10 protein-coding genes are annotated in these 16,579 nt (G+C 40.6%); 2 read left to right on the forward strand and 8 right to left on the reverse strand.

Annotation, left to right across the window (positions count from 1 at the left end):
- Positions 1 to 11: 11 nt before the first annotated feature.
- A complete protein-coding gene (locus G603_RS0110595) occupies positions 12 to 1,298 on the reverse strand; it encodes a prolyl oligopeptidase family serine peptidase (protein ID WP_026670209.1) in 1,287 nt (428 codons plus the stop codon).
- A 778-nt stretch (positions 1,299 to 2,076) separates the two neighbouring features.
- Here G603_RS0110595 and G603_RS0110600 point away from each other — a divergent pair.
- Positions 2,077 to 3,081 carry a LacI family DNA-binding transcriptional regulator gene (locus G603_RS0110600; protein WP_026525780.1) on the forward strand — a complete coding sequence of 335 codons (1,005 nt, stop codon included), beginning with the start codon at positions 2,077 to 2,079 and terminating at the stop codon, positions 3,079 to 3,081.
- 126 nt (positions 3,082 to 3,207) lie between these two features.
- Here the strand turns inward: G603_RS0110600 and G603_RS0110605 are convergent, their stop codons facing one another.
- From G603_RS0110605 to G603_RS0110635, 7 genes are all read right to left on the reverse strand, one after another.
- Complete coding sequence (locus tag G603_RS0110605; RefSeq protein WP_026670210.1) at positions 3,208 to 4,503, reverse strand: leucine-rich repeat protein; 1,296 nt, start codon at positions 4,501 to 4,503, stop codon at positions 3,208 to 3,210.
- Positions 4,504 to 4,539: 36 nt separating this feature from the next.
- Positions 4,540 to 6,027 carry a DUF1593 domain-containing protein gene (locus G603_RS20025; RefSeq protein WP_051207727.1) on the reverse strand — a complete coding sequence of 496 codons (1,488 nt, stop codon included), beginning with the start codon at positions 6,025 to 6,027 and terminating at the stop codon, positions 4,540 to 4,542.
- Between the two features lie 65 nt (positions 6,028 to 6,092).
- Entirely contained in the window at positions 6,093 to 8,687 is a 2,595-nt protein-coding gene (locus tag G603_RS0110615) for a glycoside hydrolase family 3 protein (protein WP_035792855.1), read from the reverse strand.
- A 73-nt stretch (positions 8,688 to 8,760) separates the two neighbouring features.
- On the reverse strand, positions 8,761 to 10,620 hold the full coding sequence (gene uidA, locus G603_RS0110620; RefSeq protein ID WP_026670212.1) for a beta-glucuronidase: 1,860 nt from the start codon (positions 10,618 to 10,620) through the stop codon (positions 8,761 to 8,763).
- Positions 10,621 to 10,979: 359 nt separating this feature from the next.
- The gene (locus G603_RS0110625) at positions 10,980 to 11,870 is read right to left on the reverse strand and encodes a carbohydrate ABC transporter permease (RefSeq protein WP_026525784.1); all 891 of its coding nucleotides are present in this window, start codon (positions 11,868 to 11,870) and stop codon (positions 10,980 to 10,982) included.
- Between the two features lie 17 nt (positions 11,871 to 11,887).
- Complete coding sequence (locus G603_RS0110630) at positions 11,888 to 12,838, reverse strand: ABC transporter permease (RefSeq protein WP_051198097.1); 951 nt, start codon at positions 12,836 to 12,838, stop codon at positions 11,888 to 11,890.
- A 111-nt stretch (positions 12,839 to 12,949) separates the two neighbouring features.
- Complete coding sequence (locus G603_RS0110635) at positions 12,950 to 14,584, reverse strand: ABC transporter substrate-binding protein (protein ID WP_081669897.1); 1,635 nt, start codon at positions 14,582 to 14,584, stop codon at positions 12,950 to 12,952.
- A 167-nt stretch (positions 14,585 to 14,751) separates the two neighbouring features.
- On the opposite strand from G603_RS0110635, the gene G603_RS0110640 reads away from it, so the two are divergent.
- Positions 14,752 to 16,566, forward strand: coding sequence for a sensor histidine kinase (locus G603_RS0110640; protein ID WP_026670214.1), 1,815 nt, complete (start codon positions 14,752 to 14,754; stop codon positions 16,564 to 16,566).
- The last annotated feature ends 13 nt before the right edge of the window (positions 16,567 to 16,579 follow it).

The raw sequence follows: 16,579 nt of genomic DNA on the forward strand, positions 1-16,579 counted from the left end.
TTTTATTTGAATTACTTTTTCTGTAGTGCAAGCCAATCAAGTAGGGTTACTTCTTTGCCGTCTACTACCACCGGTTTACCGTCGAAGTCTACTTTACAGTCGTCGTTAAGCATGGGAATCCATGCGAAGTGTCCAAGGTATTCGAAGGGATTACCATTCTCATCCTTAAAGCCCATGTGCATATCTACTATCTTGTCCCAGAAGGTGAAGTGAACGTTCTTTGCGCCTGCCTTCATGAGACGATCGTAGGTAGGTGATACGTACTTATCGGGAACTACCACGGGATCGTTCTTAGCGTGGGTGAACCAAATGGGCAGATCCTTCATCTTATCGATGTGGGCATCTGTGATCTGGTTGTCTATCATTGCCTCGCAGATTGGAAATGCTGCAGCGAAGAAATCAGGATAATCCATGATCATTCGCATTGTCATAAATCCGCCGTTTGAATCTCCGCCTACGTAAATTCTGTCCGTATCAATTGCATCAGCGAATCTGTCTATGAAGTGATCTATCGTCGCCTTTAATACTTCTACATATTTGGAATTACCGCTGTCGCCGTACTCTCCGCTTCCATCATCAAGCCACATTGTGGGGCATTGAGGTGAAAGAACGAATACTCCATCGAATTTTTCCTGAACCCAGTCTTCTGTAAGAGCAGGAACATTGTTGCCGCTGTATGAGATTGATGTCTCATCTCCGCCTTCTCCTGCGCCGTGAAGCCATACGATAAGAGGCTTTTTGCCGCCTTTGAGATTAGGAGTAAAGTATCCGTATCTGAGAACCTTGGTCTCATCCTCTGAATCAAACTCCTGGAATCTCTCCTTATCGGGATTAAATACTCCTGCGCAGGTATCAAAGGTAAGACCGATTATCTTATCATCGCCATCGCCGATTTCTTTTAACTGCTCAATTCTGTAATCATTAACTGTATATCTCTCGTGTCCATTAATGTTTTTCCAGTCTGCAGCAATTGCTGAGCTGCACTTATATGCAGGACCGAATTCAAGTTCAAGAGCAGCAAATCTGCTTTTCCCTGAAACTTTGTTGCCCTTCATGTCGCTGGCATAAGCATCCTTTATAACTCTGTAGCCCATGCTTGGAACGAACTGATCACGTTCGATAAAGGACTTTGGCATCTCCACCACGTCGCCTTTTTTATCTCTGATAGTGACAAAGACGCTGAATGCATCTTTTTCAAGTTCTTCAGTTCCAATCTCTCTGGGCATGCCCAAAATAAGCTTTGTTACATACGGACCAAAATCGGTCACATCAATCAACTGATAATAAATCCCGTTCATTTCTACCTCCTATTTGGCCGGGCATTTTAACATATATAGGTCGCTCGGCTGACGCTCTCGCTCTGTTTCACACGCAACTACTTCTTGCTTTTCTTGTTGCTTCCTTTTTCTTTCTTATCGCTTTCTGATTTCATTTCTTTTACTTAGATAAATATAGAATACAGGCAACTTAATTTCAGCAAATAATTAAGTATTATTAACTTAATTATTTGCTTAATTCATCATGTAAACATTGATATTTTCTACATTTGCCATTATTATTGAATTAAGTGAATTAAATAGTACTTAGTAGAGTATGATTTAAATTAAAAACACGTATTTAGACAGTTTTGTAATACTCGCGTGTCATCGTCCAAGGATTAGTACTACCAAATCCACATATCAGCACGCATTTTTTACTATATGTGCATTCTGCGTGTCTATATTTCCAGAAGCAGACACGCATTTCAGACATTTGTTCTTTCTGCGTGTAACGTTTTCAATGACTTGACACGTTTTTTATACATTTAAGAAATATGCGTGTATAAATCTCTATTATCTTGCACGCCTTTTATGATTATTTGCAAAATGCGTGTCTGATAGCTTATTACAGAACACGCATTTTAGCGCACAATAAAAATATGCGTCACATATTTTAGTATCTTATTTTGCAGCCGACACGCAAAATGAAAATCACCTGAAAATTACGTCAAAAACTGAAATATCGACGACACATAGGATAAATACAAAACGCAAAGCACCTTATAATGTAGCAAATAAACACTATCGAGGAACGATCATGGGAATTACGGCAAAAGAACTGGCAAAGAAAATGGGGATAAGTGCTGCTGCGGTAAGTATGGCGCTTAATGATAAGCCGGGAGTAAGTGCAGCTACAAGGAAGAAGATCAAGCATGAAGCTGAAAAATACGGATATGATTTCAGTAAAATAAAAGCTTCCGCCATCAAGAACGGAAGCATATATTTTGTGATTTACAAAAAGAACGGCGTAGTTGTTGCTGATACGCCTTTTTATGCTGAGCTCTCTGAAGGTATCTCCAATGAATGTAAAGCTCAGGGTTATAAGCTTAAAGTCCAATACTATTATGAATCCGATTTTACAACGGCAGACCTTGAAGCTATACAATACTCTGATTGTATAGGCGTAATAATTCTTGCAACAGAGCTGACACCTTCTGATCTAAAACCATTTCTCACACTGCCTGTTCCTGTGGTAATACTGGACAGCTACTACGAGACCATAGACAGGGATTTTGTCACCATCAACAATGTGCAGGGAGCCTACAGGGCCACTCAATATTTAATACGAAAAGTAAAGTCTCAGCCCGGTTATCTTATGGGCAGCTATCGCATACAAAATTTTAAAGAGCGCCAGGAAGGCTTTAGAAAAGCAGTCCACGAAAATGGCATGTCCCGTTCTCAAAGTATCATCCATGAACTCTCTCCCTCTATCGAAGGCGCCTATCTTGATATGTGCGACATTTTAAAAAACAAAGACTATCTTGCCAGATGCTATTTCGCTGATAATGACCTTATCGCTGCCGGAGCCATCAGGGCCTTTAAAGAATTCGGCTACCGCATACCGGATGACATCGCTGTTGTAGGTTTTGATAATCTTCCAATAAGCCAGATTATTGAACCCTCACTTTCAACAATCAATGTCCCCAAAGCAGCCCTTGGCGGTGAAGCTGTTAAAAGACTAATTATGAGGATTCAGGATCCAAAGCTTGCCTACACCAGAATTCAGATTACCTCAAGTCTGGTGGACAGATACTCGGTATGATTTTAAAATTAAAAAACAGAATAACATACCTTTTTTAGCCATATCACAACAATCAGAATTCCTATTTTAAATACACGTAAAAAGACTTCTTGAGGACATTTTCTTATCCCACAAGAAGTCTTTATTTTACTTTGTTACTTTCTGATTCTTTCCGTTAAATCCTTTTGCACTGAAGATCTTTGTATAGCTTTTGACAACATTCTTTTTAACCTTTGCCTTTGCTTTTGAATGAAGTCCCTTGAAGGCATTCTTTCCCACATTCTTCTTTTTCAGAAGCGTGGTCTTTACTGTAAGCTTTTTAAGCTTCTTACATCCGTTATAGGCATTAGTTCCAATCTTTTTGACATTCTTACCTATGGTGGCCTTTGTCATCTGCTTGTGATTTTTGAAGGCTTTTTCAGCTATCTCGGTTACTTTATACTTATACGCACCAATAGGAATTTCATCAGGAACAATACCGTTCTTAATATTCTTTGACTCAGGTCTTAAGTATTTAACCGTTCTGTTTGACTCTGCTACAGATGTGATCTCGTAATACGCACCTTCATATATAATAGTCTCACCAATCTGACGAAGTGCATATTTCCCTGTCTGAGTCTCTTTTTCTACTTGATCCATATCTTCAGCTGTGAAAACAAAATATACAGTATTATAGAATACTACTGCTCCCTCTACCAGGAACTTCTTAGCCTTTTCGCTCATCACATACTTATAGGTACCATTAAAGGATCTTGTTTCCAGAGGAATGATACTTGATGATAAATCATATATATCATATGTAACAGAAATCTCAGGGGGAGCAGTTTTATCAAAATCAAATTTGCCACTATACCTATAGAAATCTATCTGATTTTTATCCGATTCTGTAACTACTTCGTCCAAATAATCCATCCCATCAAAAATCGTATCCAGCAATATGAGCATTTCATCTTTATAATAGTTTTGTCTGCCCTTACTGAGATCAACAATTTTTACTCCCCTGTCACATTGGAGAATATCGGATTCAGGTAATATAAATGTAACTTTCGAATAGTACTCATCCTGATTTTTTCTTGGATTCTTAACTTGCAATGAATATCTGCCACTTATATTTTTCCCCTGAAGCACAGTAAAATAGCATAATTCACCTTCTTTTACCCTGATATCCGGATTGCCATCAACATCCAAATCAATGTTATCTCCATTGTTGGTATATTTGTATTTTATCTGTCCCTCCAAACCCAGATACCATTTAGTAGCTGAGAAACCTATAGCTGAATCACCAACAACCATCGCATAACCATCTGTCATATCAATGACAAGTTCACCTGAATCGTTATCAGCAGCTCTTGCTGACATTGACATTCCGGGCACTGACATGACTAAAAACATGACTGCCAAAAATGCAGAAAAAATCCGCACAAATACCCGTTCCTTTTTCATACTATTATAAAACCTCCCTATAAACAGTAATCCCCCTCAGTCTATTTTAATGATAACCTGTTTATAGTCAAATAGTCTGTAATGTCCTTTTGATTCAGCCTTTACCAAAATGTGGATCAAGTCTCCGCTCTTTGCTGATTCAGGAATGGTTATTTTAGCTGTATTATCTGTAGTTTCAAGGGTAACCTCTGCTGCGCAGTCTGCACTGGCATCCTTATAAACTCTGAAGCTGATATTTGTATCCAGATTATCCGGATTCTCGGCACTTGCAGTGAGGGTAACCACATCACCTTTTGATGCGGATATATCAACGCCCTGCTCAATTGAAAGTTTTGGAGAATGTTCGCCCTTTTCATAGCTTCCATCTGCAGCCCAGGCAACTCTTGCTGCGAAATCTCTCTGAATGTCTGCAACATAAAGCCACATGGATTCCTGTTCAGACTCATTTCCATCCTTATCTGTATAGATGTCCTTTGAAACATCCCACAGATTGCAAGCTTCGCCCTTGGAATTCTTAAAATCAACCTTGTGATATCTTCCTGCTACACCGCCATAGGTCACATCCTCAAGAGTTCTTGTGCCCCAGGGAAGCAGTATGAAAAATGTAGGAGAATCACCCTCAGATAAAAAGTCATATTTCTGAGGAACTACTTTCATGAATCTTGCTCCAAACCATTCATTAACAATATTAGGATTTGCTCCAAACTGACCTTCCGGACCCTCTCCTTCATACTCATGTCCGTCGAGCCATGTGCAGTAACCTTTAATAAGAGCACTGTCTTTAGATAAAATTTCTTTTTCCATAAAGTCTGCTTTAAGAGTGTCTTTGCTCTCGCCCTCAGGCATTACAAACCAGGGATAAGCATAGCTTTGCATCTGAAGAGTCTTTACAAACTGAATGCCGGGCCAGTTCTCCGCAACATATTCCTTGTATGCAGGATCCTGCTCGCCGCAGGCTGTAATTACAACCTTCTTGGTAATCTTTGCATAAAGTTCTGACCACTCAGGCTTATTCTCATACTCTTCCTGAATGTCCTTAAGCGCTCTTGCAACTGTGTTGGTTCCGCCCCAAACCTGAATGTAAAGAGTTCTCTCATCATCATCGAGAATACGCTCTTTGATAAGATCAGAACCTTCTGTAGCTTTTTCCATCTCACCTTCGTAGCCGATGTTTCCGATCTTGGTGATTGACCTTAGATAATCCGGTGTAGGATAACCTTCAGCATGCTTGCAAAGATTAGGATAATCCTTCTCGTAATCATCAATCTCTTCCATCATCCAGTCTGTTCCCGGCCATCTGTAGGGCTGATCAAAAGGTCCTGAAACTTTAGCAAATTCACCGCTAAAATCATCATCAGATTTTTTGTCAGGCTTAACAGCACCGGGGATTCCAACCCAGTGGAATTTTGAAGATGTCTGAACTATACCCTGAAGCTCAACTTCATTTGCATAGTAAAGAAAATGTCTTAAGGAATTCTGATCATCTACTTCAGCATCCTGAGTAATAATTGTACGAATTTTCATCTGTAACTCCTCCTGTGAAAAAATTTTTGCCTTATACCTTCAATAAAATAATCCCTATACCTACTCTATTTTGAGTAGTCCTTCATCATTTTAACATAGTTAAGAAGATGGATGACAGCAATTCTAAGTTCATCCAATGTTACTCTTCCTTCGTCGTAGCCCTTAAGAACCTGCTGAATTACAGGCGGTCCACCGGGCATAACAACATCATTTCCTGCCGCAACCGCATCAGCGCCATCCACTACAAAATCCATGTCGCCCCAGTCTGTTACTACCACGCCTTCATAGCCCCATTCACCGCGCAGTATTTCCGTGCACAGCACGTGGTTGCCACCTGCAAATGTTCCGTTTATTTTGTTGAAAGAACTCATTATAGTTACAGGATCGGAGTTCTTTATAACCATCTCGAAGGGCTTTAAATATATCTCTCTTGCGGCCCTGGCTGAAACGATGCTGTCAACTGCATCGATATTTTTCTTAAGACTTCCTCGTCTGTAGGTCTCCTGCTCATTCAAAGCAAAATGCTTGGGGCAGGTTGTCACCTGATTATTCTCTATGGCGCCTTTGCAGATCTGTGTGCCCATTGTTCCGCAGACAAAAGGATCCTCTGAAAAATACTCGAAAGCTCTTCCTTCGATGGGATTACGGATTATGTTAAGTCCGGGAGCAAGCCATGCACTAACCTTAAGTTCCTCTGCTTCTCTACCGCATGCACTTCCAAATTCATAAGCAAGTCCTTTATTAAAAGTGCACGCGATCATCATTCCTGTAGGCCACGCAGTTTTGCCGACGCTGGCGGGACCGTCCTTATAATAGCAGGAAAAGATTCCGTACTTATCAATGGCAGGATTTATGTATCCGGGCATTGCTTCGGGATGAGAATTTCTGCCTATATCGGTTCCGTCATCATATTGAATGGTAACAGGAGCCTTCTGACCAATTCCTCCAAAGGGAAGTCCGGGGCCAAAGCCGTTACATAAAACTGCCAGCTCCTTAACACTCATCTGACTAACAAGGGCTTCCATAGATGCTCTACCTGCAATTACATCTGCAAGTGTTATGAAGCTCTTTGGATCAGTGCTATCCTCATTAGCGTGTATTACATTACCGTTTTCTGCTGTTTTTCCTGAAGCGTCCTGAGAATCATTCTCAAAACTGTATTCCTTTTTCTCACACTTTTCAATGATCACATCATCCTTGGAGATGGTGATTTCTTTAAGATTTCCTGTATCTTCTACAGTCTTTTCCTTTTCAGGACAGATAAGCTTAATCTTATCTTTGTTGCAGGCCTTCATGCCTATGTCAGCAGAAAGTTCTTTTGTTACAATCTCTTCTGCGACAACAATTTTCGCAATAGCTTTAGCACTATCAGAGCTGTTTCCAAGGAAAAGAATATACTCTCCCTTTTCTATTACATAGTTGCCGCCCTTTTCATCTTCTACAAAAACGGCCAGTTCGCCTAAGTCAAAAGAAAGTGCAATGTTTTCTGATGCGCCGGGTGCCAGTTCAAAAGTCTTCTCAAAATCTACAAGCTCCTTATATGGATTTTTCTCTTTTCCAAAGGGCTTATGAACGTAGAGCTGAATCGTTTCTTTTCCTGCAAAACGATCTGACTTATTTGTAACATTGCAAGAAACCAGCGCTCTTCCGCCTACATTAACAAAGTTCACAACTTCAGTGTCAAACTCAGCGTATGTAAGTCCAAATCCGAAGGGATACGCAACCTTCTTCTCAAAGCTGTCAAAATATCTGTATCCCACATACATATCTTCTGCATAGACTGTGACAGGGCTTACATCCTTTCCTTCACTTCCATTCTCAGATGCGGAAAGTCCGTAATCTTCGTAGGTTTTGATATTTCCGCCTTCATCCTTATTAAAAGAAAAATGCTCTGCAGTAGGATAATCCTCATAGGCTAACGCTGCAGTCTGAGAAAGCTTTCCGCTAAAATATGCCTTTCCGGAAATCAGATCAGCAAGGGCTCCTGCCGCCTGTTCACCGGATGTTCCCATGAAAATTGCAGCCTTGATTCTATCGTTACTCTTAATCCAGCTGGTATCTATCATTCCGTTTACATTAAGAACAACGATCACTTTTTCAAAACTATTGCAGGTAGCATCAACAAGAGATTTTTCCGCATCAGTTAAAAGATAGTCATCCTCTATTCTTCTGTCGCACTCTTCACCACCGGTCTGTCTGCCTATTACCATGATAGCCGTATCTGTGTCCTTTGCTGCACTTTCAAAAAGCTCATTTTCCGGCACAGGTTCAGGTGTAACAGCCTGATATTTTCCAAAAAGCTCATAAATAATTCCGCTGGCAACAAGTCCCTCTAAATCCATTGCTGCAAAATCGGCGCCTTTATTCTTAAGTTCTTCCACTTCCTTTTCATGGACATTTTGATAATACTTATCAAAACCTTTGTCCAGCTTCAGTCCTGCATTTACAAGCTCATCCCTAATCTGAAGCGTATTATCACTGTGAGAAGCCCCTGATCCGCCACCACCAATGATCGTGGCATTCTGAGTTCTTCCAAGTAAAGCCACCTTCTTTCCGGCTTCGAGCGGCAGTACCGCATCATCATTTTTAAGAAGCACCATAGCCTCTGTTGCTATTTCTCTGGCTAAACTTAACCTTACTTTTTCATCCTGATATTTCATAATATCAATCCTCTTTTTCAATTATGTTCGATTGTCTTAGGCAAACATGCAGTAACATCAGTTGATGGTTCTGTTACTGAAGATTATTTGTGTTTTCCCATCTGTCTTTCAGTTTAAATGCGATATCCTTGGGCTGCCTGTTACGCGAGAACACTCCCTTCTTGTTACCAGCAACACGGAAAGTTCCCTCAGAAGTCTGGAAATCTGCAAAGTTCCAGGTAAGCTCACCCTTAACAAAATCGTACTTATCGAAAATCTCAAAGTTCATGTCGTAGTACTCGTTCTGATACTCCTGAGTCCACATAACTGACGGAAGCTTGTGCTCCGTAGCAAGGGTATCTGCACCAAACTCTGTGAACACAAAGGGCTTATTCAGATTAAGCGCCTTCCACTTATCCATCTCCTCTATGAAAAGCTCTCTTGCATCCGAAAGCTCGGAGCCTCCGCTGATATACCAGCCATAATATCTGTTAAGGCTGATAAAATCGCAGAAAGGATAACACTGACATTTATCCGGAGAAGATGTTTTCTCAAGAGCTCCTGTAAGAGGGCGCTTTTGAGGATCAAGTTCTCTTGCATATTCAAAAATATCCTTAAAATAATCATGCGCAAAAGTGCTTATGGTCTCAGGCTCATTGAACAGGCTAAATGAAATAACCGAAGGATGATTTTTATCTCTTGTTATCATCTCCCTTACTGCATTTAAATGATTTTCCTTAAGCTTCGGTACCGTGTCAGTTTCAAAGAAATATGTGTACTTACCACCTTTTCCTGCATCCATGAAATTAAAGAAGGAACGCATCATGCCAACGGCGGGAACCTCATCGATAATAAGGAAGCCCTCTTCATCAGCGAATCTGTACCACTCCTCTGCATAGGGATAATGGCTTGTTCTAAAGCAGTTGGCACCTATCCATTTCATGCACTCAAAGTCACGCTTTGCTATGCCGTAGTTAAATCCCCTTCCGATAATATCGAAGTCCTCATGTTTACCAAAGCCCTTCAGGTAAATGGGGCTACCATTAAGAAGAATATCTGTGCCCTTTACCTCAATTGTTCTGATACCTATCTTATCTTCGTATGAATCAATCTCCTGTCCTTCAGACAATAAATTAAATTCTATTCCATACAGATATGGATTCTTTATATCCCAAAGGTTCGGCTCATCTACTTCAAAGCATGCTTCACCAGAATAAACACCTTTTTCTTCATCATGCTTCATTTCAAAAACAGCATCACAAATCTGACATCCCGATCTGTCTGTAAGATATGCGCTTCCCTTAAGCGCTTTCCCGCTAGCTGATGCAGCTTCAAGTCTTACCTTTACAACAGCAGTATCGCCATTTAAATCTGTAATCACATCATAATCGGTGATACTCTCTTCACCTATACTCATAACCCATACAGATCTATGGATTCCCGCATAGTTAAAGAAATCGAAATAGGGCTTTACCAGCTTTTTACCATTCTTAAGAGTGCTTACATTTCCGCAAGGAAGCGTAGTCTCATCCAGCTCATTATTAGCCTTTACAACAAGTTTATTATTTCCCTCAAAATTAACCGCATCTGACACATCAAGAACAAAAGGAAGAAAACCACCTTCATGACTTCCAACCTCTACGCCATTTACATAAACTGTTGCCCTGTGTGTAACACTTCCAAATCTGATATAGGTCTTCTTACCTTCCTGCTTCGCCGGAACATAAAAATCGCACTCATACCAGAAGGTTCCGCAATAATCCCTTGACTCCTTATCAGTAAAAAAGTCATTAAACGAAGCCGGCACAGGCATATTTATTGCACTCTTAGGAAGCCCCTTAGTCCAGCCTTCACTTTCACCTTTTTCTTCTCTATCAAAGCTGAACCTCCAAAGTCCGTCCAGCTTCCTCTCATCTCTAAACCTATTCCTAACCGGATAAAGTAAACTCTCCATACTCTTCACTCACTTTCTTAATTTTTCCATTACTTTACGTGGAATCTACGACTTATTCTTATTACACACGTAGTTTTTACCTACTCTATATACGTACTTACGTGTATGTTATAGCTTTTCCAGATTTCACACGTAGTTTTCAGCTACTTAACCCTCACATGGTATAATGCATCGCCCTTACATGATTTAAGGACTGATTCAAAAATAGGCTCTGGATATATATATTAGGACGAAGCGGCCTTGAAAAACGTCGGCACTTAGATGGCGTTTTTTGCCATCTTAGTACCGCTACGTTTTTCACGGAGCCGAGAGGCGTCCGCAGAGCACTAATATATATATACAGAGCCGTATCTTTCGTATTAACCCTTAACACCGCCGAGGGTAATGCCCTTAACGAAATTGTTTTGGATGAAGGGGTACACGATGATGATGGGCAGAACACCAACAACTGCCATTGACATACGAACAGCTACACTCGGTATTGATGCAAGCGCTGTACTTGCATTACTTGATACTGAACTGTTCTGTGTCAGGAACTGAATGTTCTGAATCATTCTGTTAAGCAGATTCTGAATTGAATACAGATCTGTTCTCTTTGTCAGATAAATGTAACCATTCATCCAGTCGTTCCAATAAGCGATTCCTATGAAAAGACCAATTGTTGCAACAATAGGCTTTGCAAGAGGAAGAGCTATACGGAAGAATGCCTGGAACTCTGTGGCTCCATCGATGTATGCTGCTTCAAGAATCTCTTCCGGCACACCTGTTACGAAGTAAGACTTCATCATCATTACGTTGAATGCATTCATAAGAAGTCCGGGTACAAGCAGTGCGAAGAATGTGTTCTTAAGTCCGAAAACATTCGTATAGTTAATGTATGTAGGAACAAGACCACCATTAAACAACATTGTGAAGAATACGATAAAAGTAAGTACTCCTCTTCCGGGAAGGAATGTCTTTGAAAGAGCATATCCCATAAGTGTTGTTATAGAAAGTCCAAGAGTTGTTCCAACAATTGTAAGCACTATTGAAATCAGATATGCATGAGGTACTGAATCACCGCTGGTGAAAATATACTTATATGCTTCCAAACTCCATTTTTCAGGGAAGAATGAATATCCGTTTCTGACAAGCACCGCATTATCTGTAAAAGAAGAAATAACCAGAAGGATAAGCGGTATTACTGCACAAAGAGTAACGATTGTCATTATTATATGACCAAAGATCTGAAATCTTTTTTCCTGTCCCATAACTATTTCCTCCTTTCTTAGAATAATGCACTATCGGGATCAAGCTTACGAACAGCAAGGTTAGCTGCCATAACAAGAATGAATCCGACAATTGACTGATAAACACCTGCTGCTGCTGACATTGTGATGTCACCAAGCTCGATAAGTCCTCTGTATACATAGGTATCGATTGTGTTTGTTACCTGTAACAGGGCACCTGAGTTCTGAGGTACCTGGTAGAAAAGGCCGAAATCTGAATAGAAAATTCTACCGATAGCCATAAGTGTGAGCATTATGATCGTAGGTCTAAGCAAAGGAAGTGTAATGCTCTTTATCTGCTGCCACTTGGTTGCACCGTCAATAGCTGCTGCCTCATAATAGCTTCTGTCAAATCCAATGATGGTTGAAAGATAAATGATACAGTTGTATCCGATACCCTTCCAGAGATTTACAAATACCAGGATGAAAGGCCAATATTGCTTTTCCTGATACCAGCTGATTGGATCTTTACCGAGAAGTCTAAAGATTGAGTTATTTATAAATCCGTTCTCTGCTGAAAGGAAAGCAAATACCAGGTAGCTGATAATAACCGCTGAAAGCAGATAAGGAAGAAGAATCACTGACTGATATACCTTCTTGATCTTATGCGTAAGCTCTGAAAGAATTATCGCGATCAAAATTGCAAACACTGTATTGACTATTATGAACACAAGATTGTAACAAATAGTATTTCTGGTAATGATAAATGCATCCTGTGTTGAAAACAAATATTTAAAATTCTTAAGGCCCGCCCATTTGGAGCCGTAAATTCCGTTTTTAGCTTTGTAATTTTTAAATGCCAATATGATTCCCGGCATCGGCATATAGTTGTTGATAAACATATAAATAAGGCCCGGGAGTGCCATGATATAGATCGGTATAGAACGCTTTAAAAGTGACTTGCGTTTTGCGGGTGACAATTTCTGTTTGTACTTTTTCTGCTCTGCCATAGCCCCTTCTCCTCTTTTTTTCCATGAAAATCGCCATCCCGGATCTCAGAATATTCTTTAATCCGAGATGGCGTTTTATATACTAAATTACCTTCTCAAATTTATTACTTATTACTGAACACCATTTGCTGCTGCCCACTCATCAAGAGCTGCCTGCTTAGCTGCAATATAATCATCAAGACCTGCTTCCTTAAGTCTGCTCTCAAGTTCAGGAATACCTACTTCAGGATCAAGGAATCCAAGCTCAAGCTGTGACTGATATTCTGAGTAAACGTTTGCAAGAGCTGTGTACTCTGCTGAGTAATCGCTGTTATCATAGGTGAAGCCCATAGCCTTACTTGCTGTAGCGTTGTCGTTGAAGTCCTGCATTCTATCCCAGATTGTAAGCTCATTACCTTCCCAGATCTTAGCGATGAACTGGTTGGGCATTTCCCAGTTAACGTTGTTGAAGTACTCTGAACTGTTTGCATCGATACCATCAGCATATGTGATGTGTCCATCGTCTGTCTCTTTCCACTCTTTTCCTTCTTCACCCCAGCAGAGGATTGTTGAAGCTTCGGGATCTGTGTAAAGGAGATTGAGAACCTGCATTGCAGCAACCGGATCATCTGTGTTCTGGTTGATGCACCAAGGCATTGTGTTGTATGCACTAGAGCCCTTGAAATCAGGACCAAGCTGGAAGATGATCATCTCTTCGCCGCAAAGGTTTGACTCCTGCTGCTTGATGCCGGGCTTTGTAGCTGTCTTGTAAGCCATAAGGCTTCCGGACTTAACCTGAACTGTTGTAGCTGTTGTCTCTGTGATAGCGTCAGGTGAGATCCATCCTCTCTGGTTCCAGTCATACATTCTTGAGCAGAGCTCTTTGTACTGATCGCTTGTGAAAAGATCACCAACCTCAAGGCTGTTTACAGGATCAAGAAGTACACCGAATACATCTGAAGGGATATCGATTGCAAGACACTGGCTCACAACTGAAGAGGTATCCATGTAGAATGTTGTCTTCTCGGGATGAGCCTCGTGAAGCTTTCCTAAGATATCCTCAATTGTATCGAAATCAGTATAGATACATTCCTCGCCATCCTTGTAAAGAGATGCGTAATCGAAACCGATCTCATCAAGAAGAGCTTTAGGGATTGAAATGCCAAATTTACCGGCTGCATCATCCTTCTTTACAGGTGTTCCATATAATGTTCCGCTTACACGGCATCCGTTGATCTCATCCTCTCTGAATGCGCTGAGGATTCCCTGACCATATTTCTGGATAAGGTCATCTTCCTCAAGATCAAGTGTGTAACCCTTGTTTACACAAGGCATAAATCCAACTGAAACTGCGTTGAACAGGTCAACCTGCTCACCGGATGCAAGCATAAGGTTCATGTTCTGTGAATATGAAGCTGCATCCATAATCTGAAGCTCAACCTTAACACCGAGCTTCTCCTCTGTGATCTCAGAAAGCTTTGATGCTACTCTGTCGATACCTGCAGGTGATCCTGCGAAGTTCATGTATGCGATTACAACTGTGGGTGTCTCGCCTGAATCCTTTCTCTCCTGGATAGCTGCATCTGCTTCAGCACTGTCAGCTGCTTCAGCAGCGCCATCGGACTCAGTAGCCTCTCCTGCTTCATCAGCTGTCTCTTCTACAGCCTCATCAGCACCGGTACTCTCTGCGGCTCCACCGCCACAACCTGCGAGCATTCCACAAGTCATTACGCCAGTTAAAAGTAAAGCCATTAACCGTTTTTTCATTAATAGTTACCTCCCTTTCAATTCCTAAATCTTATAGTGCAAGCCATCCTTCTACACAACTTGCCTTAACCTAATGCAAATTATAGAATATAATGGTTACACGGATGTTGTACTTTTATTAGCTGTTTATGTAAATTTCTTAGATTATGAAAAAAGAAAAAAACAATTTGAAAAACTATTCTTTTAGAAAAAGACTATATAGGATTCTCTACCTTCTTTTCGGGGTAACACTGGCAGGACTGATCGGTTATTCAGCCTTTTTCAGTTACTCCATGCAGCAGCGTACCTATAAGGATGTACGCCAGCTTCTTTCCCTATATAATGAAGAAACTTCCAAGGACCTTAAGAGTGTTGACTATTATCTTATGGAGCTTAAAAACTACAGCACAGAAGTTGCCACCACCGCAACACTCGAAAGCATTAATGGTCATTATAGCAGCATCCTTCGCATCTCTCAGATGTTTGAATTTAATCTGCGGTCTTTTCCCAGTATTAAGGGTATGTACGCATATTTCCCAAAGAGCAACACCTGGGTCGGGTACAGTAATACCGCTGAATCTCAAAAGACCTTTCAGCCATTTTTAAAAAATCAGTTTCAGAATGAAGAAATACTTGGATATATCGAAGATGCCAATGGTCTTAAATGGATTCCATATAATTATGAAAATAAGACCTACCTTGTTAAAACCTTCATGTATGATAACAGTATGATTGGAGCATGGACTGACCTAAACGCCCTCTCCTCATCGCTTACATCTCTTGATGATATGGAAGCAGTCATTATTTTTACAGACAAGGAAGGTAACGTTATAAGTATCGAAAGTCCTTCCTCTGTTGCGAAGGATATGGCAGCTAATCTTGCAGAACAAAAGGACCAGCTAAGGCTTCCATTAAAAAAATCTCTGAATGGATCTTCTGAGATAACTGTAGACTCCAAAAGATATATGGTGACCACACAGGAGCTTGATTACTGCGACTACTACATAACAGCCATGATACCCATGAAGATAATATCCCAGTCCGTAAACACCTTCTGGCGCTATGCTCTTTTGTTCATGATCCTCATTCTTATCGTGTTTGGAATAGTGGTCTATTTCTTTAATAAGCTTGTAGGCGGAACCATGAAAATGCTTACATCCATGAACAACGCTATTATGTCAGGGGATATGGATCACAGAATAGATGTAACGGATGAAAGATGTGATGAGGTCCTTGAGGTTGCAACTACCTACAACAGTATGGTGGACCATATACAAAAGCTTAAGCTCGATGTTTATGAAGAACGAATTCATAAGAAAAACTTCCAGCTGTTTTTCCTCAAATCGCAAGTTGCTCCTCACTTCCTTATAAACTGCCTCAATATGATCACTTATCTGGCAGACGGCACTAAGGAAAATACAGCTATTCTCCGCAGGATGATCGAGACTCTTTCCAAACATCTGCGCTACACCCTCAGCACATCAGAGCATGTACCTCTCTCTAAAGAGCTTGAATATCTTGATAATTATGTGGAGCTTACCAAGATACGCTTTCCGGGTTGTATAACCTATGAAAAGGATATCGACGAAATGGCACCAAGCGCTGAAGTTTTCCCTTTAATTCTCATTATGTTCATGGAGAATACCTTCAAATTCAATCTTATTATGGGAGAAGAACTTATCGTAAAAGTAAGTGCAAATGTCTACCTTAAAAATGATGAAAAAAGACTTCACATATCCCATGTAGACTCAGGAGAAGGCTTCTCTGAGGAGTTCTTAGAGCAGTTCAACAATGACCAATACATACTTATTACTGACAAAGATGGAAATCATGTAGGTATAAAAAATGTTGTATCAAGACTCAGACTCTATTATGATGAGTCTGCTGTGATGAAGCTCTCAAATGAACCGGGCATGGGTGCCCGCATTGACCTGGACATTCCTTATGTGGAATATCAGAAGCAAAAAGATGAAAAGACTACAATGAAAGGAATTATATCCTGATTATTACCGGAGG

The organism is Butyrivibrio sp. AE3006, from assembly GCF_000424165.1.
In the GTDB taxonomy this organism is placed as follows: domain Bacteria; phylum Bacillota; class Clostridia; order Lachnospirales; family Lachnospiraceae; genus Butyrivibrio.

Coding starts and splice junctions, on each gene's coding strand:
- G603_RS20025 (WP_051207727.1), bottom strand. CDS start 6,027: ATGAAAATTCGTACAATTATTACTCAGGATGCTGAAGTAGATGATCAG.
- G603_RS0110625 (WP_026525784.1), bottom strand. CDS start 11,870: ATGGGACAGGAAAAAAGATTTCAGATCTTTGGTCATATAATAATGACA.
- G603_RS0110600 (WP_026525780.1), top strand. CDS start 2,077: ATGGGAATTACGGCAAAAGAACTGGCAAAGAAAATGGGGATAAGTGCT.
- G603_RS0110635 (WP_081669897.1), bottom strand. CDS start 14,584: ATGAAAAAACGGTTAATGGCTTTACTTTTAACTGGCGTAATGACTTGT.
- G603_RS0110630 (WP_051198097.1), bottom strand. CDS start 12,838: ATGGCAGAGCAGAAAAAGTACAAACAGAAATTGTCACCCGCAAAACGC.
- uidA (WP_026670212.1), bottom strand. CDS start 10,620: ATGGAGAGTTTACTTTATCCGGTTAGGAATAGGTTTAGAGATGAGAGG.
- G603_RS0110615 (WP_035792855.1), bottom strand. CDS start 8,687: ATGAAATATCAGGATGAAAAAGTAAGGTTAAGTTTAGCCAGAGAAATA.
- G603_RS0110595 (WP_026670209.1), bottom strand. CDS start 1,298: ATGAACGGGATTTATTATCAGTTGATTGATGTGACCGATTTTGGTCCG.
- G603_RS0110605 (WP_026670210.1), bottom strand. CDS start 4,503: ATGAAAAAGGAACGGGTATTTGTGCGGATTTTTTCTGCATTTTTGGCA.